This window comes from Microbacterium sp. NPDC087591 (genome assembly GCF_044743625.1).
Taxonomy (GTDB): domain Bacteria; phylum Actinomycetota; class Actinomycetes; order Actinomycetales; family Microbacteriaceae; genus Microbacterium.
The window spans coordinates 709245-733875 of the sequence record NZ_JBIUWU010000001.1 but is presented as its reverse complement, the minus strand read 5'-3'; the positions used below and the strand labels follow the sequence as shown (position 1 = coordinate 733875).

Sequence of the window (24631 nt, the reverse complement as noted above, 5' to 3'; positions counted from 1 at the left end):
CCCCGATTTCTTCAGAAGAATTCCGACACAGGAGAATTAGTGCTCGAGTCAAACACTTTCGACGAGCTTCGCATCGGCCTGGCCACTGCGGACCACATCCGCGCGTGGTCGTACGGTGAGGTCAAGAAGCCCGAAACCATCAACTACCGCACGCTGAAGCCGGAGAAGGACGGTCTCTTCGGAGAGCAGATCTTCGGCCCGTCCCGCGACTGGGAGTGCGCCTGCGGCAAGTACAAGCGTGTCCGCTTCAAGGGCATCGTCTGCGAGCGCTGCGGCGTGGAGGTCACCAAGAGCTCCGTCCGTCGTGAGCGCATGGGTCACATCGAGCTCGCCGCTCCCGTCACCCACATCTGGTACTTCAAGGGCGTGCCCTCGCGTCTGGGCTACCTGCTCGACATGGCGCCGAAGGACCTCGAGAAGGTCATCTACTTCGCCGCGTACATGGTGATCTCGGTCGACGAGGAAGCTCGTCACCGCGACCTCGGCACGCAGGAGAACAACATCCGTCTCGAGCTCAAGACGCTCGGTGACCGTCGCGACTCGAAGATCGCCGAGCGCCTCGCACGCCTGGAGGAGGAGCTCGCTGCCCTCGAGGCCGAGGGTGCCAAGGCCGACGTCAAGAAGAAGGTCAAGGACGCCGCCGAGAAGGAGATGTCGCTCATCCGCAAGGGTGCCGACGAGGCGATCGCCAAGCTCGAGCGCGTGTGGGAGGACTTCCGCACGCTCGAGGTCGGCGCACTCCGCCCCGAGGATGACGTCTTCCACGAGCTGCAGGACCGTTTCGGTCAGTACTTCGAGGCCTACATGGGCGCCGAGTCGATCCAGCGTCGCCTTGCGGCCTTCGACCTCGTCGCCGAGGCGGAGAACCTGCGCCTGCAGATCTCCGAGGGCAAGGGCCAGCGCAAGATCCGTGCGATCAAGCGCCTGAAGGTCGTCAGCTCGTTCCTGGAGACCGGCATGAGCCCGGCCGCCATGGTCCTCGACGTCGTTCCGGTGATCCCGCCGGAGCTGCGCCCGATGGTGCAGCTCGACGGTGGCCGCTTCGCGACCTCCGACCTCAACGACCTCTACCGTCGTGTGATCAACCGCAACAACCGTCTTCGTCGTCTGATCGACCTCGGTGCCCCCGAGATCATCGTCAACAACGAGAAGCGCATGCTGCAGGAGGCCGTCGACGCACTGTTCGACAACGGCCGTCGTGGTCGCCCCGTCACCGGTACCGGTAACCGCGCCCTGAAGTCGCTCAGCGACATGCTCAAGGGTAAGCAGGGTCGTTTCCGTCAGAACCTGCTCGGCAAGCGCGTCGACTACTCGGGCCGTTCGGTCATCATCGTCGGCCCGCAGCTGAAGCTGCACCAGTGCGGTCTGCCCAAGCAGATGGCTCTGGAGCTCTTCAAGCCGTTCGTCATCAAGCGCCTGATCGACCTCGGTCACTCGCAGAACATCAAGGCCGCCAAGCGTGCCGTCGAGCGCACCCGTCCCGAGGTCTGGGACGTGCTCGAGGAGATCATCCGTGAGCGTCCGGTTCTGCTGAACCGTGCACCCACGCTGCACCGCCTCGGCATCCAGGCGTTCGAGCCCCAGCTCGTCGAGGGTAAGGCCATCCAGCTGCACCCGCTCGTCTGCGCGGCGTTCAACGCCGACTTCGACGGTGACCAGATGGCTGTGCACCTGCCGCTGTCGGTCGAGGCTCAGGCCGAGGCCCGCGTGCTGATGCTCGCCTCGAACAACATCCTGAAGCCGTCCGACGGACGTCCGGTCACCCTGCCTTCGCAGGACATGATCATCGGTCTGCACCACCTGACCACGGTCAAGGCGGGCGCAGCCGGTGAGGGCCGTGCATTCGGTTCGGTGGGCGAGGCGATCCTGGCCAAGGACGAGGGAACCCTCGACCTGCAGGCGAAGATCCGCATCCGCATCCCCGGTCTGACGTTCCTCGAGGGCGAAGCTCCCGAGGGCTACGAGCGCCACGGTCTCGTGGACGCCTCGCTGGGTCAGGCGATCTTCAACGACACGCTGCCGAAGGGCTACCCGTTCGTCCGCGAGCAGGCGGACAAGAACAAGCTGTCGCAGATCGTCAACAAGCTGGCCGAGGAGTACCCCAAGGTCGAGACCGCTGCATCGCTGGACCGCATCAAGGACGCCGGCTTCTACTGGGCCACGCGCTCCGGTGTGACCGTCGCCCTGAGCGACATCCTGACCCCGCCGAACAAGGCGGAGATCGTCGCGGGCTACGAGAAGCAGGCCGCGAAGGTCCAGTCGCAGTACGAGAAGGGTCTGACGACCGACTCGGAGCGTCGCCAGGAGCTCATCAAGATCTGGACCGAGGCGACCGACGAGGTTCAGGCGGCCATGAAGGCCAACTTCCCCGAGGACAACACCATCAACCGCATGGTGTCGTCTGGTGCTCGTGGTAACTGGCTGCAGATCCGGAACATCGCCGGTATGCGTGGTCTGGTGAACAACCCCAAGGGTGAGATCATCCCGCGTCCGATCATCTCCTCGTACCGCGAGGGTCTGTCGGTGGCGGAGTACTTCATCGCGACGCACGGTACCCGTAAGGGTCTGGCTGACACCGCTCTGCGTACCGCCGACTCGGGTTACCTGACCCGTCGTCTGGTGGATGTCTCGCAGGACGTCATCATCCGCGAGGACAACTGCGGCACGTCGAAGGGCCTCGAGCTCCCGATCGCCGCGGTGGACTCGACCGGCACGCTGGTCCGCGACGCCAACGTCGAGAACTCTGTGTTCGCTCGTACGCTCTCCTCCGCCGTCATCGACAGCAACGGCGACGTGCTCGCCGATGCCGGTGAAGACGTCGGCGACGTGCTGATCGACAAGCTGGTCGCGGCGGGTGTCGAGACCATCAAGGTGCGCTCGGTCCTGACCTGCGACTCCGCCGTCGGTGTGTGCGCGCAGTGCTACGGCCGTTCGCTGGCGACGGGTAAGACCGTCGACATCGGCGAGGCCGTCGGCATCATCGCGGCCCAGTCGATCGGTGAGCCCGGTACCCAGCTGACGATGCGTACGTTCCACACGGGTGGTTCGGCATCGGCGGATGACATCACGCAGGGTCTTCCCCGTGTGCAGGAGCTCTTCGAGGCTCGTACCCCCAAGGGTGCGTCCCCGATCTCCGAGGCCGACGGTCGCATCACGATCGACGAGACCGACAAGGGCAAGAAGGTCATCCTGACGCCCGACAGCGGCGACGAGCCCGTCATCTACCCGGTGCTGAAGCGCGCGACGCTTCTCGTCGAGGATGGCCAGCACGTCACCGTCGGTCAGCCGATCCTGGTCGGAACGCTCGACCCCAAGGAGATCATGCGTGTCATGGGTGCTCGCGAGGTGCAGCGTTACCTCGTCGGCGGCGTCCAGGGCGTGTACCGCTCGCAGGGTGTGCCGATCCACGACAAGCACATCGAGGTCATCGTCCGTCAGATGCTCCGCAAGGTCACCGTCGTCGATCACGCCGACACGACCCTGCTGCCGGGTGAGATGGTCGACCTCAAGCGCTACCAGACGATCAACCGCGAGGCTGTGGCAGAGGGCAAGCGCCCCGCGTCCGGCCGTCCGGAGCTGATGGGTATCACGAAGGCGTCGCTCGCGACCGAGTCGTGGCTGTCCGCTGCGTCCTTCCAGGAGACGACCCGCGTGCTCACGCAGGCCGCCATGGAGGGCAAGCGCGACCCGCTGGTCGGTCTCAAGGAGAACGTCATCATCGGTAAGCTCATCCCCGCCGGAACCGGTCTCTCGAAGTACCGCGACGTCACGGTCGAGGCCACCGAGGAAGCCAAGAGCGAGCGCTACCCGAACCGGATCTTCGCATCCGACGGCGCGTACGCGGACGGCGACTTCGGCTACGTCGACTTCGACGCGTTCTCGACGGACGACATCACCCCCGGTACTTACAACTGAGTACTGAGTGACTGAGAAGGCCCCAGGCGATTCGCCTGGGGCCTTCTTCGCGTCCGGGACGCCGCGATGCCGCCGAGTGCACGAGAAGCTGCCGAGTGCACGAGAAGCTGCCGAGTGCACGGCCTGCGTGCGTCAGGAACCCGTGCACTCGCGGTGAAGCCGTGCACTCGGCGGCCCCGAGGCGAACGTCAGTCGAACAGGCTCGCCACGATCGCGGAGGTGTATCCCGTGGGGGCGAGGTTCGAGTAGCGGGTGTCGATCAGTACGTCCTGACGCCAGAACAGGGTGCGGCCGTCCGTGACGGGATACTGTTCGTTCTGCCAGGTCTTCTCGCAGCGGGTGCCGCCGTCGGGCGTGAAGCACGAGAAGCCCTCGTCATCGGCCAGCGCGTTCAGCATGTCTAGGGCGGGCCCGCGGTTCATCTTCGAGATCGTGGTGGTGAGTCGCGTGGTGTCGGCGCGGGGGTCAGCCCAGTTGCACGTGAGGGACCCGTCGCTGCCGACGCCCGAGGGACCGAACGCCTCGTCGTTGAGAGGGATGCCGTCGAGCTGCGCCAGTACGTCGGCCGACAGGATCGCGCGGCAGTCGGTCGGCAACGCGATCGGAGCCAGGGTCGGTGTCGGGCTGGGAGAGGGAGACCCTGGAGCGTCCGGCCCTGCTGTCTCTGATGAGGTCGGGGTCGAAGACGGCTCGGCACCTTCACCGCCCGTCTGCGGTGCGCACGCGGCAAGCAGGGTGATCAGGGCGAGAGCTGCGGCGGCACCGGAGAGTCGGACGTTCATGGCCACACCGTACTGCCCGGAATACCGGCGGCGCGGGAGGATCGCGGTGTGCCCGCGTGCGACCCTGTGGCGCGGTAATGTCGGCAGGTGAGCAATGTGACTTCTCCCGCCGGTTCCGTGGTCGTGATCGGCGATGCCCTGATCGATGAGATCCGTGACGATTCCGGTGTGCGGGAGCTGGTCGGTGGCGCCGCGCTCAACGTGGCTGTCGGCCTGCGGCGTCTGGGTGTCGAGACGACTCTGATCGCGATGGTCGGTGATGACGAGGCGGGTGCGCACATCCGCGAGTATCTGTCGGACCACGGCGTGCGACTGATCTCGAGCGAGGCGCCGCATGGGTCGTCACGGGCGATCGTGCAGCGGGCGGCGAACGGCGAGCCGCACTACGTCTTCAACGACGCGGCGCAGCAGCGCAGCATCCGCTATTCGGATGAAGCGCGCCGGGCGATCGCGGATGCCGGTCTCGTCGCGATCAGCTGCTTCCCCTTCGATGTGCCGGCCGAGGTCGGCGCGCTCGTCGACGCTCTGGGCGATGCCCGCGTCGCGGTGGACCCCAACCCGCGGACGGGCATGCTGAGAGATCGCGCGGAGTTCGTGCGCGGGTTCGAGCGTCTCGCTGCTGGGGCGGCGATCGTGAAGGTCGGAGCGGATGACGCGGCGATCCTCTACGACGGCGACCTGGATGCCCTGCGGGTGCGCCTCCGCGATCTCGGCGCCGCCGCCGTGCTGGCCACGGCGGGTGCCGACGGCGCCACGATCGACACGGATACCGGTGTCGCCTCGGCGCCGATCGCACAGCTCCCCGGAGTCGTGATCGACACGGTCGGCGCGGGCGATGCGACCCTCGCTGCCGTGTCCGAGGGCCTGGTTGCACAGTCGCCGACAGGGCTGGAGGAGTGGCGCGCGCTGCTGGCTCGGGCCATGGATGTGGCCGCTGCGACGTGCCGCGCAGAGGGCGGGCTGCTGCGTACTCCGGAGTCCCTCGCGGACGCCGACCGCGGCGTGAACGGCAGCTGACGGCTCGATTTCTTGCACCCGCCTCGGGCAGGTATGATTATCTTTCGTGCCCCCGGTTGGCTGTTCAAGTCGGACGGGTGCGCTCTGGCGAGTTACCCAAGCGGCCAAAGGGATCTGACTGTAAATCAGACTGCTCAGCATTCGGGGGTTCGAATCCCTCACTCGCCACCAGGAAGATGTTCTCGGACCTCACCGGGTGACGTTCTCTTATCTCAGATGTCAGCAGCACGCAGAACGGCCGCCGGTTTCCCGGCGGCCGTTCTGCGTGTTCTCCTTCAGCGGCTCTTCTCCGGTGAGGTTGTGCGTCTACGTCGGCACCAGGCGCCCTGCAGGCAACAGCGCCTCGCGACTATCGATCATCGCGGGGTCGTTGATCCGAGGACCACTGCAAAGGAACCTGTGGTCTCCTGTAGCGGCAATCATCGGAATCGCCGATTCAGATGAGCTGCGTGCGCTGATGATCGTCGGTCATTCCGAGAGCTGATGTGCTCTTTCCGACAGTGACGCGAATGTCATCTGAATGCAATTCACACGACGTGCGCAAAGTGTGTGCTGCAGCTATCGGCTGAAAAGCGCGCGTGTCAGGATTGCTTTCCCTTGCTTGCCAGGTAGGCGGCCCGCACTTCCGCCGGCACGCGGCCGTACCCGCTCACGGAGATCCCCTGGCTGCGCGCCCACTCGCGGATCTCTGCGAGTTCCGTGGTCGACTTTCTGCGTCGCGGCGAGGGCGATGAGGACGACGTGCCGGTTTTCGACGTGCGCGCGACTTCGATGAACGGTGCTACAGCGGCTTCGAGCTTCGCCAGGTTCGCGGCACTGAGGTCCAGTTCATACTGGCGCCCCTGGAGGGCGAACTGTACGGTGCCGCCACCGTCGTTGCTGTCGATGGGCTGTCCATCAAGGTCGTCAACCAACTCGACGATGACTCGCTTCGACATTACGCTCCTCCTCCGGAATGTGAGACGCGGGTTCGGGTCCCGCGCCCCTCATCGAGAATATAGATCCATGGCGATATCTGTTACATATTCCGCCACAATTCAAAAGCAATGTGCTCGACTTGAATTGCCACTCGAATACGACGGTTATCAAAGCCTGCACCAGGATCTGCCAGGGGCAGCAGGCAGCCAGTCGTCGGCTTGTCGCCCCAAGACCACGAGCGCGTCCGCAGACGGGGCGGGCGCGTGTGGCTGCCGAGGTTCATAGACTGGTCGAATGCGAGCGCTCACCGAGACCGAAGTGCGGGCTTCGTTCGTCAACGCGGACCCTGATGAGCTGCGTGTCATGGAGATGCCGCACGACTTCCTCCTCGTCGACTGGGATTACCTCGACTTCTTCGCCTGGCGCGATCCCGGCGCAGGTGCTCGAGGCTACGTGCTGATCCAGCATGAGGGTGGCATCGCGGGCGTCGTCCTGCATGCGTCCGGTCCAGGCCGAGCGCGGTCGGGCATGTGCAACATCTGCCACACGATGCAGCCGGGCAACCAGGTCGCGCTGTTCTCCGCGCGACGAGCGGGCGAGGCGGGGCGACGCGGCGACTCGGTCGGCACCTACGTGTGCGCCGACCTCTCCTGCCACGAGAGCGTGCGGTTGGCGCATCCGCTCGCCCCCAACGAGGTCAGGGCCCCCGGCCAGATCGACTTCCGCCTCGACGGCACACGCCGGCGTATGGAGGCCTTCGTCTCCCGCGTCTGGGAGACGCAGGACTGATCGCGGTTACGCTGGAGGCAACGTCCGTGCTCGAAGGAGATGCCATGAGCGATGCCATTCTGCTGTCGGTCGACGAAGGGCTGGCTCGGCTCACGCTGAACCGACCGGCGCGACTCAACGCGTTCAACGCCGACCTGGCTCACGCCTGGCGGGACGCGACCGCAGAGGCGACCTCGCGGGCTGAGGTGAAGGCGATCCTGATCGATGCGTCAGGTCCGGCGTTCTGTGCCGGCGGTGATGTGATCGATATGGCGACCACCATGGGGTCCGGCGCGGAGATCACCGCTCTCGCCGAGGTGATCAACACCGGGATCCGCTCGCTCACGGAGTCGTCCGTGCCCGTCGTCGCCGCAGCGCACGGCACGACCGCGGGCGGGGGGCTCGGCATCCTGCTCTCCAGCGACTACGCCGTCGTCGGATCTCGTTCCCGCCTCGGCAGCCTGTACGCGAACATCGGTCTGACACCCGACCTCTCGGTCTCGGCGCAGTTGTCGCGCGCGATCGGGCAGCGGCGGGCACTGCAGTTGGTGCTGCAGGACCGTCTGCTCAGTGCGCAGGAGGCGCAGGACTGGGGTCTGGTCGCGGAAGCGGTGGCGGGGGAGGATGCGGCGACTGAAGCGGCTCTGGTCCGCGCCAGGGGTGAGGAGATCGCCCGCTTCTGGCTCGCCGGCGCAGCCGACGCGTACGGACAGGCCAAGCGCCTCGTGCGCTCGCAGCCCGAGCGCACGTTCGTGGAACAGCTCAGCGAGGAGGCCCGCTCGATCGGCGCTGCGATGCAGACCGCCGACGCGCAGGCCCGTATCACGGCATTCGCGGCGGCCTCGGCCAACAAGGCCGGCTGACTCTTCCTCCACCGATCGTCCCGCGTCGGAAGAAGTGCACCGCGGAGACGATCTCCCCGGCATCGGTCCGGCAGCGTGGCAGGATGAAGGCACCGCCGCTCTACGAGAGGATCGCCATGTCGAAGCCGGAGATCGCGCACACCGGAAAGACGAACACATCCCTGCTCATCAGGGGTGCCATCTGGATCGCCATCGGCGCCCTGATCGCTGCCGCCCTCGTGTGCGTCGTGTGGGTCCTGATCGGAGACCAGGACGGCCTGATCGGCCGCGCCTTCCTCACGATCCTGCTGCTGGCGGGATTCGCCGGCATCGCGATCCTCGAAGCCGGTCTCGCACCGAACCGTCCCGATTGGCTGGCGCTGACCAGCATGGTGACGTGGATCGTCGCGCTGCTCGTCGGCGCCGTGAAGATCTGGCTCCCGGAGGACGGCGACTACTTCGGAGGAGCGGAGCGCTTCTTCCAACTCCTCCTGGTCGTCGGCATCCTGCAGCTCGCGCTTCTGCACGTGCGACTGTTCACGCCGGCCGCCCAGCGCCACGTCACGACGTTCACGAAGATCATCTTCATCGTGACCGTGGTGTTCCTCGGCGCGCTTGTCGCGCTGCTCGTCTTCTTCCTCACCTTCCCGCAGACCTTCGACTACAGCGAGCTGTACTGGCGCATCGTGGTCGCCCTGACGATCCTCGCGGCTGTCGGCACGACGCTGATTCCACTGCTCAACGCGCTGTTCGCTCCGAAGAAGCCGAGCGTCGCGGCACCCGCCGCTGCAGCACCATCGTGGCCGACCTATGCCGACGGCATCACTCCACTGCCGGCGCTGCCCGACGGATCGCCCGACTGGAACGCGTATTACACCGGATATCCCACGGTCATCCCGCAGGCGCAGCAGGCGCCTCAGGCGATCGGGAGCGCGCCGGCCGCCGGATTCCCCGTCGCGCCGGAGCCCACCGCGCCGACGTTCGATGGCGGACATGCCGGTGTCCCGGCACCGCCCATCCCTCCGGCGCCTCAATCCCCTCCGGCTCCGGCTACGCAGCCTCCACAGACGGCCTTCCCGCCCGCACCGCCCGCACCTCCGCTCCCTCCGCTGTGAGTCTCGAGCTCGAGCTCGGGGAGCTCGCCGCGGAGATCGCGCGGGAAGCAGGAGCACTCGCCGCGCAGCGCCGCGCAGAGGGCGTGCAGCTCGCGGCCACCAAGTCGACGCTCGCCGACATCGTCACCGACGCGGATCGCGAGGTCGAGAACCTGATCCGAGAGCGGATACGCTCGGCGCGCCCGGATGATGGCTTCCTCGGTGAGGAGTCCGATGCCGAAGTCGGCGCGAGTGGCATCACCTGGGTGGTCGACCCGATCGACGGCACCGTGAACTACGCCTACGGCATCCCCGCGTACAACGTGAGCATCGCCGCCGTGCGGGGGACTCCGCTTCCTGAGTCGTGGGAGGCGTTGGCTGGTGTCGTGTTCGCGCCGGTGTTCGATGAGCTCTTCTCCGCGGTGCGGGGAGAGGGCGCGTGGCTCGACGGACGGCGTCTCCAGGTGACCTCCGAGACTCCCGCCGGCGCATTGCTCGCCACCGGATTCGGATACGACCCGTCGACGCACGACGGAGACCTCGCCCTGGTGCGGCGCGTGATGCCCATGGCTCGCGATCTGCGCCGGATGGGTTCAGCCGCGCTCGACCTCGCCTATGTCGCGGCCGGTCGCTTGGACGGGTACTTCGAACGTGGCCTCAAGCCATGGGACTTCGCGGCCGGCGCCCTGCTGGTCACCGAGGCGGGGGGAGTGGTCTCACGCAGAGACGTCGATTCTCCTCGCCCGATGCTGATCGCTGGCGGAGCCGCCGTGCACCGGCAGCTGGCGGCGATCGTGGCGAACGAACAGTGAACGGCACATGGCTTTCCCAGCCTCGGCAGGGTAGGGTTTATGCGATCGTTACTTTCATCCCCGAATGATGAGAGCTGAGCAAGCGCCCCCGAGCTTCCCGCACGACCCGAGAGAATCGCTTTTGCCCTTCGAGAATTCCCCGGCTGATGCCGCGCCCACGCGTCGCTCCAGTCGACTCCGCACAGCGGCCTTCGAGGCCCCCGCGGCGGGTACGACGGACTCTGCCTCCATCGACTCCGCCGTCGCCCGCGCGACCGCGACACCGCTGTCACGCCGTGCTGTTCGCGCGCGGATGACCGCCGATGCCTCGGCCGTTGAGCCGGCTGCCGAGCCCGTCAGCATCCCCACTCCGGCAGAGCTGCTCGCCGAGAGCGTCGAGACGCCCGCGATCCCGTTCGTGGCCGCGCCCGCAGCCTCAGTGGAGACCGATGCTCACGCCGACGCGTTCGAGCTGGCCTCCCGTGCTTTCCGCGCCGTGACCGGACCGGTCGCCGTGCAGCAGACCTCCGCGCCGAACGGATCCGACGACGAGGGCGCGGAGAGCGTCGCCGCTCCCGACGCGCACGTCGCCCCGCGCCGTCCGCGCAACGCCCGTAAGTTCCTCGCCCTCGGCGCCACCGTCGGCGTCATGAGCCTCGCCGGGCTCCTCGCCGTCTCGATGACGCTCCCCGCGGAGGCTGTCGCCGCCGCGCAGGGCACCTCGGTCGCCTCCACCTCGCTGGTCGCCGGCTCCGCCGCAGCGAAGGGCGCAGCAGGCGACGATGAGATCCAGGCGTTCATCGCCTCCTCGGACGTGCAGAGCGAGTCGCTCGCCCGCGACGACGACTTCAGCACGATCTCACTCGTCGATGTCGCCGCGGAACAGGGCATCAACTACTCCAACGAGATCTTCACCAACGACCCCGACGCCGCGATCCAGTGGCCCTTCATGGTCGGCGTGGGGATGAGCTACGGCTATGGCATGCGCAGCGGACGCCTCCACGAGGGCATCGACTTCGTGCCCGGCGACGGCGCGCCCGTGCAGGCCATCGCCGACGGCACAGTGCGCATCGCGACCGAAGACGGCGGCGCCTACGGCGTGACGGTCTACATCGATCACGTGATCGACGGATCGGTCATCACGAGCCACTACTCGCACATGCAGTACGACTCGCTGCGGGTCAAGGCCGGAGACAAGGTCACGGTCGGCACCGTCGTCGGCAAGACCGGAAACACCGGACGCTCCTACGGTGCCCACATGCACTTCGAGCTCATCGTCAACGGAACGACCATCGATCCGCTGCCGTGGTTGCGCGAGAACGCGGGCCGGTACTCGTACTGACGGCTCGATTTCATGAGGACGCCACAGTGATGGTATTCTCGTACGGTTGCCCCGCGAGGGGCAGCACGCCCCGATAGCTCAGTGGCAGAGCACTTCCATGGTAAGGAAGGGGTCGTCAGTTCAATCCTGACTCGGGGCTCGCAGCATTCTTCTCACGCGGACGGATGCCTCGCGGCAGGGTAGCTCAGCTGGTTAGAGCGCACGACTCATAATCGTGAGGTCGCGGGTTCAAGCCCCGCTCCTGCTACAGAATGAAACCCCCGAGTTGTCGGGGGTTTTGTCGTATCCGGGTGGCTGCTCGGAAGCGCCGTGGCGGAGGCTGTGCCGGTTTTGTGCCGGTAAGGCGTCGGCGAGCACAGCTGCGCGCCCCGATTCGCCCACGGTGGAAGGGCGGCGGGCAGTAGCCCTTGGAGCCTGGCAGTCTTCCGGACGGTATGACGAGCCAGGAGCACGCAAGGTCTGGTCCAGCAGCCTGCTGGACAATTCGCCAACGGGTCGTTGACCAATTGTGCAACGGGTCGTTGCACAGGCGAGTGTCCAACGATCCGTTGGACTATTGGACGGCACTGCCCTTGGTGCCGATGTCGAAGAGTGCGCCGAGGAATCCCTCAAGGTCTTCGACGTGCTCCTCGCGGGCGCGTTCGAGTAGGTCCCGAAGTTCCTTGCCGCGGAAATCGGTGCCGGGAATCGACACGAGTTCGTTCCGTTCTGCGGCCAGCGCGAGCGCCTCGAACGCTCGGTCGTCGTCATAGCTCCACATCGTGCCGGGTCCCCTTCAATCGGCCTAGAGTCCAGCCTTGCAGGATAAGCCTTCCGGGGCTGAGCCGGAAGCTCGTCAGGATGCCCCGGCACATACCCGGTCTATCGCGACCTATCTGTGAGGTGCGTGTCGAGCGCGCAGAGGAGCGTGTACAGCTCAACAGAGAGCACAACCGCCTCGGGTTGACTGCGGCGACCGAAGACTATTGGGGATGCTGCTGCCCCATGCTCCCGGAAGCTTCGAAGGCACGCGCCAAGCGAGTGGCGCACCTGCGACATGTTGAGCGGAGCCGGCAGAAAGGTCATGACCCAGCCGCTTCTGTCGATGAACGGTACGCGCTGACTTTCCACCCCGGCCTCTTTCGATCCTCGATGAGCGCCTCGACAACTTCGGTCAGCTTCGGAGGTTCGAGCCAGTCCGACCAACGTTCACTCTCTCCACCCTGGTGCGCGAAACGGTGCGGACGCTCCCATGCGGACAGAACGCGTTGAAGAACCTCAAACTCAACGACCTTTGCCGCCCACTGATTGGCGACCTCGACGCGCTCCACGATCCGATCCCCGCGGTGTCTCAACTCGTTCACGCGCGAGCTGCCGATCCGGGCGATACCAACTTTGTATTGATGGTCCGACACGAAGTGCAGCAGGTAGATCTCGTGAGGTTCCCACCAGCCCAGGGCGCGGTGCGGATTCGTTTCTGAGACAGTCGCGATGTCGAGGCAGCTTCGGGCATAGCCGACCCAGTGTTCGCGATTCGACTGGATGCGCTCCAGAGTGTTGTCGCGCTCATAGACCTCGTGCCGGAAAACTACTCGAGATGCTTGGAGATCCGCTTCGGCACGACGGTCCTGCCGTAGCCAGACCCGTGATTGGCATTGACGGGGCAACGACGCCCACCACGCAAGGTCGCGCCGAGCACGATCAGGGAGTGGAACACCAGTGACGGACTCCCAGTCATCGAAGGCTATCGATACGTCGTCGTTTGGTGCCGCGATCTGAAGAAGGTCTGTCAGCCCCTGGTAGCGACCTTCCCCGGCGGTCGGTATGTCGTACTTGTCCATCACTTCACTTCCTCTTCCGAGCTTGCGCCCATCAGACGATCGAGAGCAGCGTTTGCACGCAAGGCTGAGTCCTCTCGTGCTCTCGTGTAGAGCTCAGTCACTTGCACTGACGAGTGCCCAAGGATCTCCTTGACGTCGTTCACCGCTGCCCCGGCGTCGAGAAGCAGCGTTGCGAGAGTGTGCCGGAGGTCGTGAATGCGCAGATCCGGTCGATCCAACAACATCTTCACTGCTTCCCAATCCACGGCCCGCCGCACGTTAGAGGTATTCAGACGTCCTCCGCTCGGCCCCGTAAAGACCAGAGCGTTTCTGGGAAGCCCGTCGACACGTCGCGCGATGATCGGACGCAACGCTGCCGGGAGGGGGACTGTACGTTCCTTATTGCTCTTCGGCGACTGCTCGCGCACCTTTCCGCCGCCGGCGGGGGAGAAGCTTCGCGATACATGGATGACTCCGTGCGCCAGGTCCACGTCACCAACACGCAGAGCACTCGCCTCACCGGCCCGCATTCCCGTATATACCAGGCCGGCGAGGTAGTCCCGATAGGGCCCGCTCTGCACGAACTCGAGCATTGCAGTGACCTCCGACAACGTCAGGGCGCGCGACCGCACACTAGAACGACGCTCCTGTCGCGGACGCCGAGCCAGCCGGACCGGATTCACTCCGATCACTCCCGCGCGTGCAGCACCCTCCATAAGGCGGCTGAGCAACGCCAGAGCATCGTTCCTCGTGGACGCCGAACCGGTCCATCCCGCGACGGCAGTGTCGATGTCGCCAACACCGATCGACTCGATCCTCCGGTGCCCGAGCCACGGTTGCACGCGGAGACGCCAGCCACGTTCGTACGCTGCTGCCGTTGCCGGACGTACACCCTCGACGAGAAGCGCCCAGTGCCGCGCATGCCATGCGTTCAAGGTCATCCCACCTTCCGGGCGCACCTGCATCCGGGCTTCGCCACGGAGACGCTTCGCTTCCGCCAGCGTGGCGACGAGGTAACTGCGTTCGCGGTCTTCGCCGTTGAGGCCTGTAGCCCAGACGCGTACCTGATACTTGTTCCGGTCCGCACGGTAGCGAATGCCCTCCGGCAACGGCTTCCGAGTCTTCGGATCGATCCTTCCGCTACCCGAGACCACCAGTACCACCTGATTCCAGGAACGTCTCGATCGTCGATGCTCGCCACAGCATGTGCTTGCCCATGTGAGCATCCGGGAAAGGTACCCGTGCCTGCCTCCGCAGAGAATCAAACGTTGAGAGCGGCACACGACACCGCGCAGCGACCTCTCTGCGGGTCAGATACTTATCCGCTTCCATCGTCTCAGCGTCGGCTCGTTCCTCTACAACATCCATCCGGTCATGCATCAGTCGCTCCGTCTCTCGCCTCGAAACGCACACGTCGCGCGTCTCGCCATTCACGTGCTGCTCTCGCTGCTTCGATCGCGAGCATGCGGTCGCCATCACTTCGCCAGCCCATCCCCGCATAACTCCATGAGCCGATGACGAGGACCTCTTCGACATCAAGGCCGGATTCCCGTGCTCGTTCCGTCATGCGGTCCAGCCGCCACTGCTTTCTCGCGCCGCGAAGAGATCCAAGGGTCACTGAGTAGCGACGAGACTTCGAAGAGAAATGTCCACGGAAGCCAAGCATGTGTGACCACTTAGCGAGGAGGGCATACGAGCCGTCTCCACCATCTTCCTGAGCGATCAGCTCGGCAGTCCCCTTGATACGACGCACATGCTCCCGCCCATCTGAACCACCGTCCAGGTCTTCCGTCGCCTTCGTCGCGTACTTCGCGATATAGGCCGCGACTGCCCGATCCGAAAGAGCACCGTCCAGCCCTTCGCGCCGCACGATCGGCTGCACGTCAAACTGGGAACCCCATCGAAGGATTCGAGTCGTCGCCGCTCCGGGGACCAGGGGAGCTTCGAACGACACCCGGCGCACCGCTACGCGAATGGCTGCGACAAGCTGCGCTTCAGTAACGTCGGCTGGGGGAAGCGGAAAATCGTCCACGTCGCTTACGCCATCCAGACGAATGATCGCGTGGAAGTGAACAGCCCCCCGCCGCTGGAACTCAGCCACCTTGGCAAACTGCACTCGCACGAGTTCTGCCGCCGCTCGCTGAGTGAGTCCAAGCTCACGAGCGAGACTTCTCCGCAGTTGGATCGTGAATCGCCGCCAAAGCTCCGGTGCGTGGAACTGCCAGACGACGTGAGCCGTGTAGTTGTAGCACTCCGCGCAGAGCGGATCTCCGAGTCGAGAGTCATCCTGCTCGTGCATGCACACGCAACCCCGCGGAGCGCCGTGAGGACAGGTTCCTTTGCGGTGCGAAGCCGTCAACGAGTGCACCGCGCCGAACGATGGCGCCGTCAACGTCAGAAACACCATCGGATGCTCGGAGACCGCTTCCGGCACCCCCTTCATCCCGCCAGCAGCACCGGACATGATCATGTGCCAGGTATCGCCCTTGTACTCGTGGCTGCACGACTCGCATCGACGTGAGCGTCGGTTGCCGCACCGGGTGTAGGTGACGCCGTCTGGCTGATCATCAGAAGAGAATGCACTGAGTACCTCGCCGCTGGCCGGATCGGTCGTCACCGAAGATCCGCGCAGCCGCACCGGCTTGGAGCAGAACCCCACGCGGGCGGCTCCGGCCATCCACGAGTCGAAGTCGGCGCTTCGCAGCCGAGTGGCGACAGACTCAGAGACGTTCACGATTTCGCCACCACCACCGGGACTGCGCACCCGTCGACGTGCACAATGCCAGACGCATCGTCGTCGATCAGCATAGGCCTGCACACTTCATCGTCGAGACCATCCATGCGCCGTTGTTCCTGCCAATCGGCGATCTCCGCATCAGAGCACGAGAGATTCGCGGTCCGTCCCCACTTCGGAGTCTCCGAAACGAACGTCGAATCTTCGTACACTGCCTGGAACTCCTGCGTGACACGGTCCCACGCGAGCCGCAGATTACACGGGAGTGGCTGAGCGGCGTTCTCGATCGACGCCTGACGCGAATCTTCCGCGATGTTGTATCCGATTGCCAGACCTGCACTTGTGAAGCCAGCGGCACCGACAACGGCCTCGGCAACAATTGCGAGCGTCATCACCTTCTTGTTCATGATTCCTCCATCTGTTGGCTCTTACTTGATCGTGGGGCGCGAGGCCGTCGTGCCCGTGATTCCTCAGCTCGTTCCGCAGGCTTGACGGGGCGCGGATACGGTGCCGGATATGTCACCGCTGCCTCCCGGATCTGCTCATCTGACGCGTAGGCCGCGCGCACCCGGATCGGCGCGGTACCGTCCTCAGGAACGACGAAAGCCACACCGGGTGTGGAACGCGAGATCTCATGGCTGAGAGCACCCGCGGCCACGGCGCCGTCTCCGAGCACCATCGCGGTCTCAGCGCGATCACGCAGGCGGAGTCCCACGGTCTGAGTGAAGAGTCCGCGCGCTGGCAGAGTCTCCTTGCGTGGATCTTGAAGACATGCGAACACGATGAAGCCGACTGCGCGCCCCTGAGAGGCGAGTGTCGCAATCGCGGCGTTCGCACGCCGGAGCATGTCCCGGTCCGTTTCGTAGGCCGTCAGCGCCGCCAACTCGTCGATCAGTACGACGATGGTCGGGCTCTCCGTGGTCGCGATATGCTGCCGCGTCAGACCAGCAAGCGAACGGGCTCGTGCTTGCATCTGCTCGACTGCTTCTTCCAGGAGTGCGACAGATCGCTGAGCATCGTCCGCGAATCGAGTGAGCATCTCACGCCCCATCGCAAGCTCCATGCCGCCCTTGCGATCAATGCCCCAGACCTCGACGAATCCATCACGGATCGGCTGCGCGAGACCGAGAAGCAGTCCCCAGACCAGGGATGCCTTGCCGCTCCCTGATGCCCCTGCGACGAGCGTGTGTGGACCGAGAGGAAGTCGCCATTCAGATCCGTCCTCGGCCAGTCCCATGAGCACGCTGTGGCCATCCCAGGGGGCGCCGAGCGGGAACCAGAAGGATTCTGCGAGGGGATCGGTGTAGTCGATCCGCATCACAAGCGCGTCGAGACGATCGCCTGCGACTGAGACCCGGATAGCACCGAACGCCTGGGCAATGTGCTCGGATGCCGAGACCAGGTCCTCCTTCACGAGGCCTGGAGGAAGGTGGACACGGACGAGACAGGTCCACCCTTCCCAGACAGGCACGCCAAGTCCCGCAACGATGACACCGCCATCTAGTCCGCGAACTTCGAGCCGAAGATTCCTCGCCAGCGCCGTCCAAGAACTGAGGATCCCGTCGGAAACGCTCGCCTTCCAACGCTTCGAGAAGTACGCGTCAACATCCCTGCCAGCGCGAAGCCGTCGAATCAGAAGTACTGCGACCACGACGACCATGCTGATCACGATGGCTGCCCCGACGCCCGGCAGTGAATGGAGCAAGATGAACAGCGTGCCGAGGATCACCAGCCATCCCGCTGCGATCCTGAGCGTTCGTTTCTCGCTTGCCCAGTACCGGCGCTCGTCTGCCCAGGTGATCATTCGTTGCTCCGCTGCTTCGGCGCAGGCTTCATCTCCCGCGCGCGGAGCGAGAACGCGACACGCGGACGCCCCTGCCCTTCCTTCACGTACGGGGTGACGGAGAGCCCCTCGAAGAACACCGGCCGGAACGGAAGCCCCTGGGCCTCTGGCGGTGCCGACGGCTCAGTGATGCTCGAGATCTTCACCGTTACTTCGTTCTGCCCCTTACGTGCGTCGGGGTCGGCGTCGATTACGCGGACCTGCCACAGAGGGTGCCCCGTGTTCTTGTCCAGATCCTGGCCCTGACGTTCCCCGTCGTCAGACCACTTCACGACCGGCTCGACCTCTCCGACCATGAACGCGCCACGAGGGAAGTACGCCTCGAAGCTCACCGGGATCGCTGTCTGAAGTGCCATTTGGTCCTCCTTGGTTGTCTCTTGCGAGCTAGTCTGCACACACTTCGCGCTCTTGTCAAACAAATGTGAGAGAAGGTAATGAATGTGAGATTCACTACGACCCTGTCAATGCCGTAACATTGCGCGTACTGATCGAGGAGGCGGCATGTCGAGCACCGAGAGTGAGTGGGGCATGGTGTCGCATCGCTTCACAGACCTCATTGAGGTGCTGGAACTCAAGATCAGCCTGGAGACGAGGAACCTGCATGCCGCCCGGATCCCCAGCCACGGCGACGTCGAGCCCGGACTGGCGGCCAGCATCTCCGCCGCACACAAGCTCGCGTCTGCCTCGAAGGACCTGCGAAGCGCGCTGAGCGCATATGCGCATCGCATCCACGTGCCGCGTCCGAAGGTCGCTGTCATCGCCGAGGCCCAAGACACGAACGCGCAAGGGCTGGCGCGGAGGTACAACGAACGCACACAGCAGGCGATTGAGGCACTCATTGCCGGAAGCGCCGACGCTGAAACGCTACGCTCGGCCTTCCCGTCGCTCACACAGCCCGAGGCCGAGCGAGTGGCAAGCGGCGTCCGCGGCCATGTATCTACCGCTTCACCACAGGTGTCCTCGACAGCACGAATGAGCGCAGGTCTGTGAGAACTTTCTTTACTCGTTCAAGGCCGGCCTCCGGCCGGCCGCGCCGCCTGCGGTGCGTCCGGTCCTCGCTCCGCTGCGGTCCGGGCGCTCCTCTGCTGCGCGCCATGACCAGAAAGCGAGCAGCCATTGGCACACGAGCGTGAGATCGTCGAGGCTCGCCGTTTCCTCTCGCGTATTGGCGTCTGGCCACGAGAACGACAGCTACACATCGACGCGTGGCTACTGAACTTCAGTGAAGGTACGGATCGAGACGTTGCCTATGCCCTGCTCGATGCGTTCGTGCATATCAACGATGATCATCGCGTCGCCGCCCTCAGATCAGCGATTCGGTCCCTCTCCACGCTTGACCTTTTCTACGGTGCTCCAGACCGCGCCGCGGCCTGGAGCGACTTCGTGAAGTCGGCGATCGCTTCCATCCCGCTGTCACACCCGGGTGACGGAGCTGCATCGGGATATCTGTATCTGAGAACGGCTAGAGCGTTCGGCTTTACTCGATGCCTCGATTCAGCCTACCTTGTGGAAGATCTGCTGAAGTCAACAGTGCCGAGACCTGTCATCTTCATGGATGATATCGCCGGGACCGGCCGCCAGTTCATTGCCAACTGGAAGAGGAACTACACAAGCCCTGCGGGCAAATCGTCGCTGAAGAAGCTCGCGGCTGATGGTCGAGTGGGCCCGTGCTTCTTCACCCCGATTGTCTCTACAGAACCCGCTGCAGCACGCATCGAACAGGAGACGGGCGTACACGTCCGTCCCGCATATCTCGTGGGACCTGACTATTTCGCATCGACACCGAATAGCCGGCTGGTACCTGACGCCCTCGGCCCCCATCTAGTTGACGTGGCTACGCGATATTCGGCCGCCACCAACCTCGATGCTGAGGGCCCGTTGGGTTACAAGCAACAAGGACTAGCGGTATCATTCGCGGACGCTGCTCCCAATAACACGTTGCCGATTCTACGACCGGCTGGCGCCACCACGACTTGGAAACCCTTGATCACCAATGACTAACACGAATCTTCTCGAGAAGCTGAATCGTGCGCTTGGCCAGGTACGTGCTGAGTACGCCGACGATGATGAGCTGTACGGACGCTACGCTCTCCCCGTCTACGTACATCAGCTCGCTGGCATCACGCCGACCTTCTTGGTCGGCGGAAGAGGAACAGGAAAGACTACAACGCTCCGTTCGCTGGCCTTCCGCGGCCAGCAGCGATTGTCAGGGAGCACCGACCCGGACAGGTGGGAGTCCGTCGGTGGCTATTGGAAGGCGGAACCCACTGTCGTCTCTGTCTTTCGGGGCAAGGGGGTCGACGGCGACCTGTGGATCCGGATATTCGCCCACTATCTGAATCTAAGGCTCTGCTCTCTGGTCCTAGAGTATGCAGAATGGCTCGTGGCGAACGGCCATCAAGTCTCGATCGATCCCCATTCATTGCGACTTTTTTCGACGTCTGCGGGCCTCGAAATTGGAACTGATCTCCGGACGATTCATAGTGGCATTGAGCTTGCCATTGCCGAGATTGAAGCAAAGGTCAACGGAAATGTGTCAGGTCTCAACTCCGTGCACACTTCGATCCTTGGGAAGCCACTCGAGTACTTGTTTCGCTCCCTCGGCGGGCTGAAGGTGAGCCTGTCCAAGCCGTTCGTCTTCTGCGTCGATGAATACGAGAACTTGAGCGCGGACCAGCAGCGACTGCTGAACACCCTCGTCAAGCAAGTGGGTGGCTCATCACCATTCACATTCAAGATCGGTGTGAGGAACAAGGTCGCGATCGAGCGAGCGACTTTGATCGAGCACCAACCACTTCAGGATCCAGCGGATTTCTCAACGATCGACATCGTCACTCGCCTGAAAGATACAGGATTCGACGAGTTCGCTCGCGAAGTGATCGATCAAAGGTTGGACTCTGAGGACATCACGCGACTCAATCTCGGAGAGCTTCTGCCGACACTTTCACCGGACGAGGAAGCCGCCCTTCTCGGAGGCGACGCGCTTCGGCACATGCTAATCGACAATCTCACCCAGGCTCGCGCCGATGCCGACGTTCAAGCCTTTGCGCAGGCTTGCACACTCCAAGAGGCGGCGCTGATCCTCCGGTGGGCCGAATCTCATGGTGAAAATCCCGCCGAAACCATACGCTTTGCGCTTTCGCAACCAACTCGCTGGAAGACCCGAGTCGGCAACTACGGTCACGCCGTTCTATTCACGATCCGCCATCGCAGCGTCGGCGAGCGGAAATACTACACCGGATGGAGGACGTATTGGCAGCTAGCGGATGGCAACATTCGATACTTGCTGCGGCTGGTGCAGGAGGCGCTGCTCCGCCACGTCGAAGATGGCAAAGAGTTGGATGTTCCAGTCGACGCGCTCAACCAAACGCGGGCTGCCAAGCGAGTCGGAGAAGTGACTGTGCGGGATCTCCAGGGGTGGTCAAAGCACGGCGCGGCCCTCACGCGCCTAACAGTTGGGCTCGGCGGGGTATTCGCAGCGCTGGCTCGGTCGAGTGCGCTATCAACGCCTGAAGTCGTCCAGTTCCGCGTCCGCTACGCGGGTGCGTCTGCTTCGGAGTCAGAAGTCGACGCGCTTCTCGCCGAAGCTATCGGCCAGGGCGTACTTGTCGACTTCCTGGGGAACAAGGACGCCGCTGACCGAGGCGCGCCGCCCGAGGTTGACTACCAACTACATCCCATCCTCGCGCCGTCGTTTGGCTACAGCCACCGAAGCAAGAGGAGGATGACCATTCGCGCTGACGACCTCATGGGGTTGGCCCAGCGCGAGACAGCCACAGCCGCGTTCAAGCGCATTCTCGGCCCGAACGAAAGTGGTGCGAGCGCACCGCCGAATCAGCTCGATCTCTTCGCGGAACTTGGCACCTAATCGTGATCCCGCTGACCGAGCCTTCGTTCACCCACCGAATTGCGGCGACTGAGTTGTCGCGATTCCAGATCAACTCTCTTATCTACGGCGATTCGATAAGTGAGGATCGCGCGAAGACAGTTAGGGATGCGCTGGGTGCCTTCGACCTGCACCAGCGTTGCCTCGCGCTGTCGGATGACGCCATCATCTCCGAGGCCGGGGATCCCGCGCGCTACAACCTGTACGAGGCAGACGATCTTCGACAGCTCGTTAGACAGCTGTCGGGAGTGATTGCTATCGATCTGACAAGCCTCGAACACCGGGTGTGGGCCCCCTTGGTGCGGACGATCCTTCTGGAGCGACGAACGCTCATCGCCCTCTACGCGGAGCCGAATGACTACCAGCGCGATGACAATGAGGCTGGCGCGCCGTACGACCTGAGTTCGACAAAAGGTATCGAGCCCCTGCCCGGGTTCGCCCGGATCGGTCTTCGGAAGGGCGACCAAGGCGCATTCGCGCCGCTTCTGGGCTTCGAAGGCGCGCGACTGAAGCATATTTTCGATCAAGAGGATGTCGATGCGCGCCAGACGTCCCCTGTGGTGGGCATTCCGGGCTTCCGCCTTGAGTACTCGACGCACTCCTACATCGCGAATCGAGACGTCCTGGACACTGACAGGATGGAAGATCGCGTCGAGTTGGCCTCCGCGAGCTGCCCGTTCGAAGCTTTCGACGCGCTTAGCCGGATTCATGGGCGCACCGGGAACGGATACCTCCGGATCGCGCCAATCGGAACGAAGCCGCACGCGCTTGGCGCTGTTCTGTACGCGATCCTGAACGAGGATCAAGTCGAGTTGATCTACGATCACCCGGTTCGGCGCGAAAGCAGGACCGAGGGCTCCCGCGGTATCTACGTGTACGACGTCTCGGGGTTCCTCCAACAGAGAATGTGGCCCCTGGATGAATCGTAAGTCTCTCGATGCTTATTACACGCCGGCTTGGCTCGCGGAGGAGGTAGTACATCAGCTCCCCGCAGATACGCACGGCAGTGTGCTCGACCCTACTGCTGGCGAGGGTTCTCTTCTTGCCGCAGCGGCTTCTCGTTTCGGGACGAACGTACGGCCGCTGGCGATCGACGTTGACCCGGTCGCAGCGCGCCGCCTTGCACGCCGATATCCCGAGTGGGTGGTTAGCAACGCCGACTTCCTGGATACCCGATCTCGCCAAGCATCCAGAGCTTGGCGTAACGCCCAACAGGATCTCGCCGCCGTGCTGCTCAACCCTCCCTTCTCGTTCCGCGGCAACGGCGGTCATGTTGAAGAGTTCGGCAACTTCAGAGGGCGCGTCTCGCCAGCGCTCCACTTCCTGCTTCACGCGCTCAGAACCTTGTCGCCGCGCCACGGCTTCATCGCGATCCTCCCCAATGGTGCGCTGGATGCCGATCGCGCCCAGCCGCTCTGGCAGGAGATAGGCCTCCAATACGAAGTCGAGCGGGTTCGATCTCCGAGCACATCATCATTCCCGGGGGCGCGCGTGGCGACGTCGATCGTCCGAATCGTCCGCGCGGAATCGCCTCGCCTCCCGTCCTCGAACCTGTCACCCCGCCAACACGCAGTACTCACTGGCGACCTCGATGCCTGTCGTTGCCTCGAAGTGGTCCGCGGCCGAGTGCCGGTGCACTCCGTCAACAACGCGAACCGCGAGCCCACGGCACCCTTCCTTCACACGACGGGGCTGCGCGGATTCGACCTCGCTTCTGCACAGTTCGCGCCGGTTCGGCTCGCCGATGACGCCCCCCTGGTCTGTATACCCCGCGTGGGTGCATACCAGCCACCGCTGACGCTGCACATCGGCAAAGTAGTCCTAAGCGACTGCGTTATCGGAGTAAGGCCGCGAGATCCCTCAGTCGTGGCGGCACTCGCACAGTGGCTAAGCGCGAACGCCCAAAGCCTGCGGACTCTGTATCGCGGGACCGGCGCGCAGTACGTGACGCTCGCCGCACTCGCAGGCTTCCTTTCGGCAGCCGGATGGCATCCCCATATCGTGGCTGCGGGCACCGAGTCCGGATCGTGCTGCTGTCACCGTTCCAGCACCGAATGCCGGACGGCCGTTGGCTAGCTAGCGTGATCACACATGGAAGGAGGACGTGCCGGTTCTGTGCCGGTAGCTCCGCTGGAACTATCCTCAACCAGTCGTCACCAACCATGACGACTTCCCCGGAATCACGCGGCAAACGGCAACCAACAAGCACGCGTTGACCCACCGCATGTAACTCATAATCGTGAGGTCGCGGGTTCAAGCCCCGCTCCTGCTACAGATGTGAAAGCCCCGGTTCGCCGGGGTTTTTCTGTATCCGGGGACTCTCGTTGGTCTAGCCCGATGTCAGTCGTGGTTGCAGGCCGGTAGTGCTGTCGCCGAGAACGACCGTGACGGTGTCGAACCTTTCGCGGCGACAGGAGGTGTTCAGGGGGCTGCCGCACGACGTGAACGCCCTTCCCCTCGACTTCGCGTTCAGTTGGTGGGATCTTTGTTCCATGAAGACGCACGAAGGCAGGGCAGAGCGTCGGTACGCGATCATCGGCTTGACATTCTTCGTCTTCGCCGTCCCTCTGGGGGTGTGGGCGATCTCTCTCTTGCGATAACGCCAAGAGGTTCACGGTCCCGACTCGTCGGCTCCTGTCGGCTCGGCGGGGAGCGTGGGTCACGTCTCTCGTCATCTCTGCCGCGGCACTGGGTGAGCAAGTCGGCGTTGTCCGAGCACGTCTCCGCGCTGACCGACGCCGGGGTCGTCGGGGTCTCGAACAGCCCGGCCGACAAGAGGGCGCGTCGCACCGCGCTCACCGACGTCGGGAGGGAATCCTTCGACGCCTACCTTCGACGGCTCGAAGCGATCGTCCGAGCCGCACGAGGGTGACGGGGCTCGACTCACCGTTGGTGTGAGC

The 24631-nt window shown here is 64.2% G+C and carries 22 protein-coding genes and 3 tRNA genes; 16 read left to right on the top strand and 9 right to left on the bottom strand.

Annotation, left to right across the window (positions count from 1 at the left end):
- The first annotated feature begins 39 nt into the window (after positions 1-39).
- Positions 40-3915 (top strand): DNA-directed RNA polymerase subunit beta', encoded by a 3876-nt coding sequence (rpoC, locus tag ACIOVG_RS03420; RefSeq protein ID WP_400869048.1) that lies wholly within the window; start codon positions 40-42, stop codon positions 3913-3915.
- A gap of 188 nt (positions 3916-4103) precedes the next feature.
- Here rpoC and ACIOVG_RS03415 read toward each other — a convergent pair whose 3' ends face one another.
- Positions 4104-4697: a hypothetical protein gene (locus ACIOVG_RS03415; protein ID WP_400869047.1), complete on the bottom strand. Its 594-nt coding sequence runs from the start codon at positions 4695-4697 to the stop codon at positions 4104-4106.
- Positions 4698-4784: 87 nt separating this feature from the next.
- On the opposite strand from ACIOVG_RS03415, the gene ACIOVG_RS03410 reads away from it, so the two are divergent.
- Positions 4785-5714 (top strand): PfkB family carbohydrate kinase, encoded by a 930-nt coding sequence (locus tag ACIOVG_RS03410; RefSeq protein ID WP_400869045.1) that lies wholly within the window; start codon positions 4785-4787, stop codon positions 5712-5714.
- An 86-nt stretch (positions 5715-5800) separates the two neighbouring features.
- A tRNA-Tyr gene (locus ACIOVG_RS03405) sits at positions 5801-5885 on the top strand.
- A 410-nt stretch (positions 5886-6295) separates the two neighbouring features.
- On the opposite strand, the gene ACIOVG_RS03400 is transcribed toward ACIOVG_RS03405, so the two are convergent.
- Positions 6296-6652, bottom strand: coding sequence for an Lsr2 family protein (locus tag ACIOVG_RS03400; RefSeq protein ID WP_400869043.1), 357 nt, complete (start codon positions 6650-6652; stop codon positions 6296-6298).
- Positions 6653-6926: 274 nt separating this feature from the next.
- Here ACIOVG_RS03400 and ACIOVG_RS03395 point away from each other — a divergent pair, with 274 nt between their 5' ends.
- The 7 genes from ACIOVG_RS03395 (at position 6927) to ACIOVG_RS03365 (ending at position 11716) form a co-directional block, all read left to right on the top strand.
- On the top strand, positions 6927-7421 hold the full coding sequence (locus ACIOVG_RS03395; RefSeq protein WP_400869041.1) for an FBP domain-containing protein: 495 nt from the start codon (positions 6927-6929) through the stop codon (positions 7419-7421).
- 44 nt (positions 7422-7465) lie between these two features.
- Entirely contained in the window at positions 7466-8263 is a 798-nt protein-coding gene (locus tag ACIOVG_RS03390) for an enoyl-CoA hydratase/isomerase family protein (RefSeq protein ID WP_400869039.1), read from the top strand.
- 83 nt (positions 8264-8346) lie between these two features.
- Positions 8347-9357, top strand: coding sequence for a hypothetical protein (locus ACIOVG_RS03385; RefSeq protein WP_400869037.1), 1011 nt, complete (start codon positions 8347-8349; stop codon positions 9355-9357).
- Positions 9354-10148, top strand: coding sequence for an inositol monophosphatase family protein (locus ACIOVG_RS03380; RefSeq protein WP_400869035.1), 795 nt, complete (start codon positions 9354-9356; stop codon positions 10146-10148). The genes ACIOVG_RS03385 and ACIOVG_RS03380 overlap by 4 nt, the downstream gene beginning before the upstream one ends.
- Before the next feature lie 121 nt (positions 10149-10269).
- The gene (locus ACIOVG_RS03375) at positions 10270-11469 is read left to right on the top strand and encodes a peptidoglycan DD-metalloendopeptidase family protein (RefSeq protein ID WP_400869033.1); all 1200 of its coding nucleotides are present in this window, start codon (positions 10270-10272) and stop codon (positions 11467-11469) included.
- A 67-nt stretch (positions 11470-11536) separates the two neighbouring features.
- Positions 11537-11608, top strand: a tRNA-Thr gene (locus ACIOVG_RS03370).
- Between the two features lie 34 nt (positions 11609-11642).
- Positions 11643-11716: transfer RNA gene (locus ACIOVG_RS03365), tRNA-Met, on the top strand.
- A 306-nt stretch (positions 11717-12022) separates the two neighbouring features.
- Here ACIOVG_RS03365 and ACIOVG_RS03360 read toward each other — a convergent pair.
- The 7 genes from ACIOVG_RS03360 to ACIOVG_RS03330 form a co-directional block, all read right to left on the bottom strand.
- Entirely contained in the window at positions 12023-12229 is a 207-nt protein-coding gene (locus ACIOVG_RS03360) for a hypothetical protein (RefSeq protein WP_400869031.1), read from the bottom strand.
- Between the two features lie 301 nt (positions 12230-12530).
- Positions 12531-13289 (bottom strand): hypothetical protein, encoded by a 759-nt coding sequence (locus tag ACIOVG_RS03355; protein WP_400869029.1) that lies wholly within the window; start codon positions 13287-13289, stop codon positions 12531-12533.
- A complete protein-coding gene (locus ACIOVG_RS03350; protein ID WP_400869027.1) occupies positions 13289-14431 on the bottom strand; it encodes a tyrosine-type recombinase/integrase in 1143 nt (380 codons plus the stop codon). Before ACIOVG_RS03350 ends, ACIOVG_RS03355 begins: the two co-directional genes overlap by 1 nt.
- 209 nt (positions 14432-14640) lie before the next feature.
- Positions 14641-16002 carry a replication initiator gene (locus ACIOVG_RS03345; protein ID WP_400869025.1) on the bottom strand — a complete coding sequence of 454 codons (1362 nt, stop codon included), beginning with the start codon at positions 16000-16002 and terminating at the stop codon, positions 14641-14643.
- A complete protein-coding gene (locus ACIOVG_RS03340) occupies positions 15999-16409 on the bottom strand; it encodes a hypothetical protein (protein ID WP_400869024.1) in 411 nt (136 codons plus the stop codon). Before ACIOVG_RS03340 ends, ACIOVG_RS03345 begins: the two co-directional genes overlap by 4 nt.
- Positions 16406-17806 (bottom strand): FtsK/SpoIIIE domain-containing protein, encoded by a 1401-nt coding sequence (locus ACIOVG_RS03335; protein WP_400869022.1) that lies wholly within the window; start codon positions 17804-17806, stop codon positions 16406-16408. Before ACIOVG_RS03335 ends, ACIOVG_RS03340 begins: the two co-directional genes overlap by 4 nt.
- A complete protein-coding gene (locus tag ACIOVG_RS03330) occupies positions 17803-18201 on the bottom strand; it encodes a plasmid replication, integration and excision activator (protein ID WP_400869020.1) in 399 nt (132 codons plus the stop codon). Before ACIOVG_RS03330 ends, ACIOVG_RS03335 begins: the two co-directional genes overlap by 4 nt.
- Before the next feature lie 145 nt (positions 18202-18346).
- Between ACIOVG_RS03330 and ACIOVG_RS03325 the strand changes: the two genes are divergently transcribed.
- The 6 genes from ACIOVG_RS03325 (at position 18347) to ACIOVG_RS03300 (ending at position 24603) form a co-directional block, all read left to right on the top strand.
- A complete protein-coding gene (locus tag ACIOVG_RS03325; protein ID WP_400869018.1) occupies positions 18347-18835 on the top strand; it encodes a hypothetical protein in 489 nt (162 codons plus the stop codon).
- A 126-nt stretch (positions 18836-18961) separates the two neighbouring features.
- Entirely contained in the window at positions 18962-19846 is an 885-nt protein-coding gene (locus ACIOVG_RS03320; RefSeq protein ID WP_400869016.1) for a hypothetical protein, read from the top strand.
- Positions 19839-21713, top strand: a complete 1875-nt coding sequence (locus ACIOVG_RS03315; protein WP_400869014.1) for a hypothetical protein — start codon at positions 19839-19841, stop codon at positions 21711-21713. Before ACIOVG_RS03320 ends, ACIOVG_RS03315 begins: the two co-directional genes overlap by 8 nt.
- A gap of 2 nt (positions 21714-21715) precedes the next feature.
- A complete protein-coding gene (locus tag ACIOVG_RS03310) occupies positions 21716-22660 on the top strand; it encodes a hypothetical protein (RefSeq protein WP_400869012.1) in 945 nt (314 codons plus the stop codon).
- A complete protein-coding gene (locus ACIOVG_RS03305) occupies positions 22650-23807 on the top strand; it encodes an N-6 DNA methylase (RefSeq protein WP_400869010.1) in 1158 nt (385 codons plus the stop codon). Before ACIOVG_RS03310 ends, ACIOVG_RS03305 begins: the two co-directional genes overlap by 11 nt.
- Positions 23808-24423: 616 nt before the next feature.
- The gene (locus tag ACIOVG_RS03300; protein WP_400869008.1) at positions 24424-24603 is read left to right on the top strand and encodes a transcriptional regulator; all 180 of its coding nucleotides are present in this window, start codon (positions 24424-24426) and stop codon (positions 24601-24603) included.
- The last annotated feature ends 28 nt before the right edge of the window (positions 24604-24631 follow it).

What these genes read in the sequence shown, in the direction of transcription:
- ACIOVG_RS03415 (WP_400869047.1), bottom strand. Translation starts at nt 4,697, where the DNA reads ATGAACGTCCGACTCTCCGGTGCCGCCGCAGCTCTCGCCCTGATCACC.
- ACIOVG_RS03400 (WP_400869043.1), bottom strand. Translation starts at nt 6,652, where the DNA reads ATGTCGAAGCGAGTCATCGTCGAGTTGGTTGACGACCTTGATGGACAG.
- ACIOVG_RS03395 (WP_400869041.1), top strand. Translation starts at nt 6,927, where the DNA reads ATGCGAGCGCTCACCGAGACCGAAGTGCGGGCTTCGTTCGTCAACGCG.
- ACIOVG_RS03390 (WP_400869039.1), top strand. Translation starts at nt 7,466, where the DNA reads ATGAGCGATGCCATTCTGCTGTCGGTCGACGAAGGGCTGGCTCGGCTC.
- ACIOVG_RS03385 (WP_400869037.1), top strand. Translation starts at nt 8,347, where the DNA reads ATGAAGGCACCGCCGCTCTACGAGAGGATCGCCATGTCGAAGCCGGAG.
- ACIOVG_RS03360 (WP_400869031.1), bottom strand. Translation starts at nt 12,229, where the DNA reads ATGTGGAGCTATGACGACGACCGAGCGTTCGAGGCGCTCGCGCTGGCC.
- ACIOVG_RS03355 (WP_400869029.1), bottom strand. Translation starts at nt 13,289, where the DNA reads ATGGACAAGTACGACATACCGACCGCCGGGGAAGGTCGCTACCAGGGG.
- ACIOVG_RS03340 (WP_400869024.1), bottom strand. Translation starts at nt 16,409, where the DNA reads ATGAACAAGAAGGTGATGACGCTCGCAATTGTTGCCGAGGCCGTTGTC.
- ACIOVG_RS03335 (WP_400869022.1), bottom strand. Translation starts at nt 17,806, where the DNA reads ATGATCACCTGGGCAGACGAGCGCCGGTACTGGGCAAGCGAGAAACGA.
- ACIOVG_RS03330 (WP_400869020.1), bottom strand. Translation starts at nt 18,201, where the DNA reads ATGGCACTTCAGACAGCGATCCCGGTGAGCTTCGAGGCGTACTTCCCT.
- ACIOVG_RS03325 (WP_400869018.1), top strand. Translation starts at nt 18,347, where the DNA reads ATGTCGAGCACCGAGAGTGAGTGGGGCATGGTGTCGCATCGCTTCACA.
- ACIOVG_RS03315 (WP_400869014.1), top strand. Translation starts at nt 19,839, where the DNA reads ATGACTAACACGAATCTTCTCGAGAAGCTGAATCGTGCGCTTGGCCAG.
- ACIOVG_RS03305 (WP_400869010.1), top strand. Translation starts at nt 22,650, where the DNA reads ATGAATCGTAAGTCTCTCGATGCTTATTACACGCCGGCTTGGCTCGCG.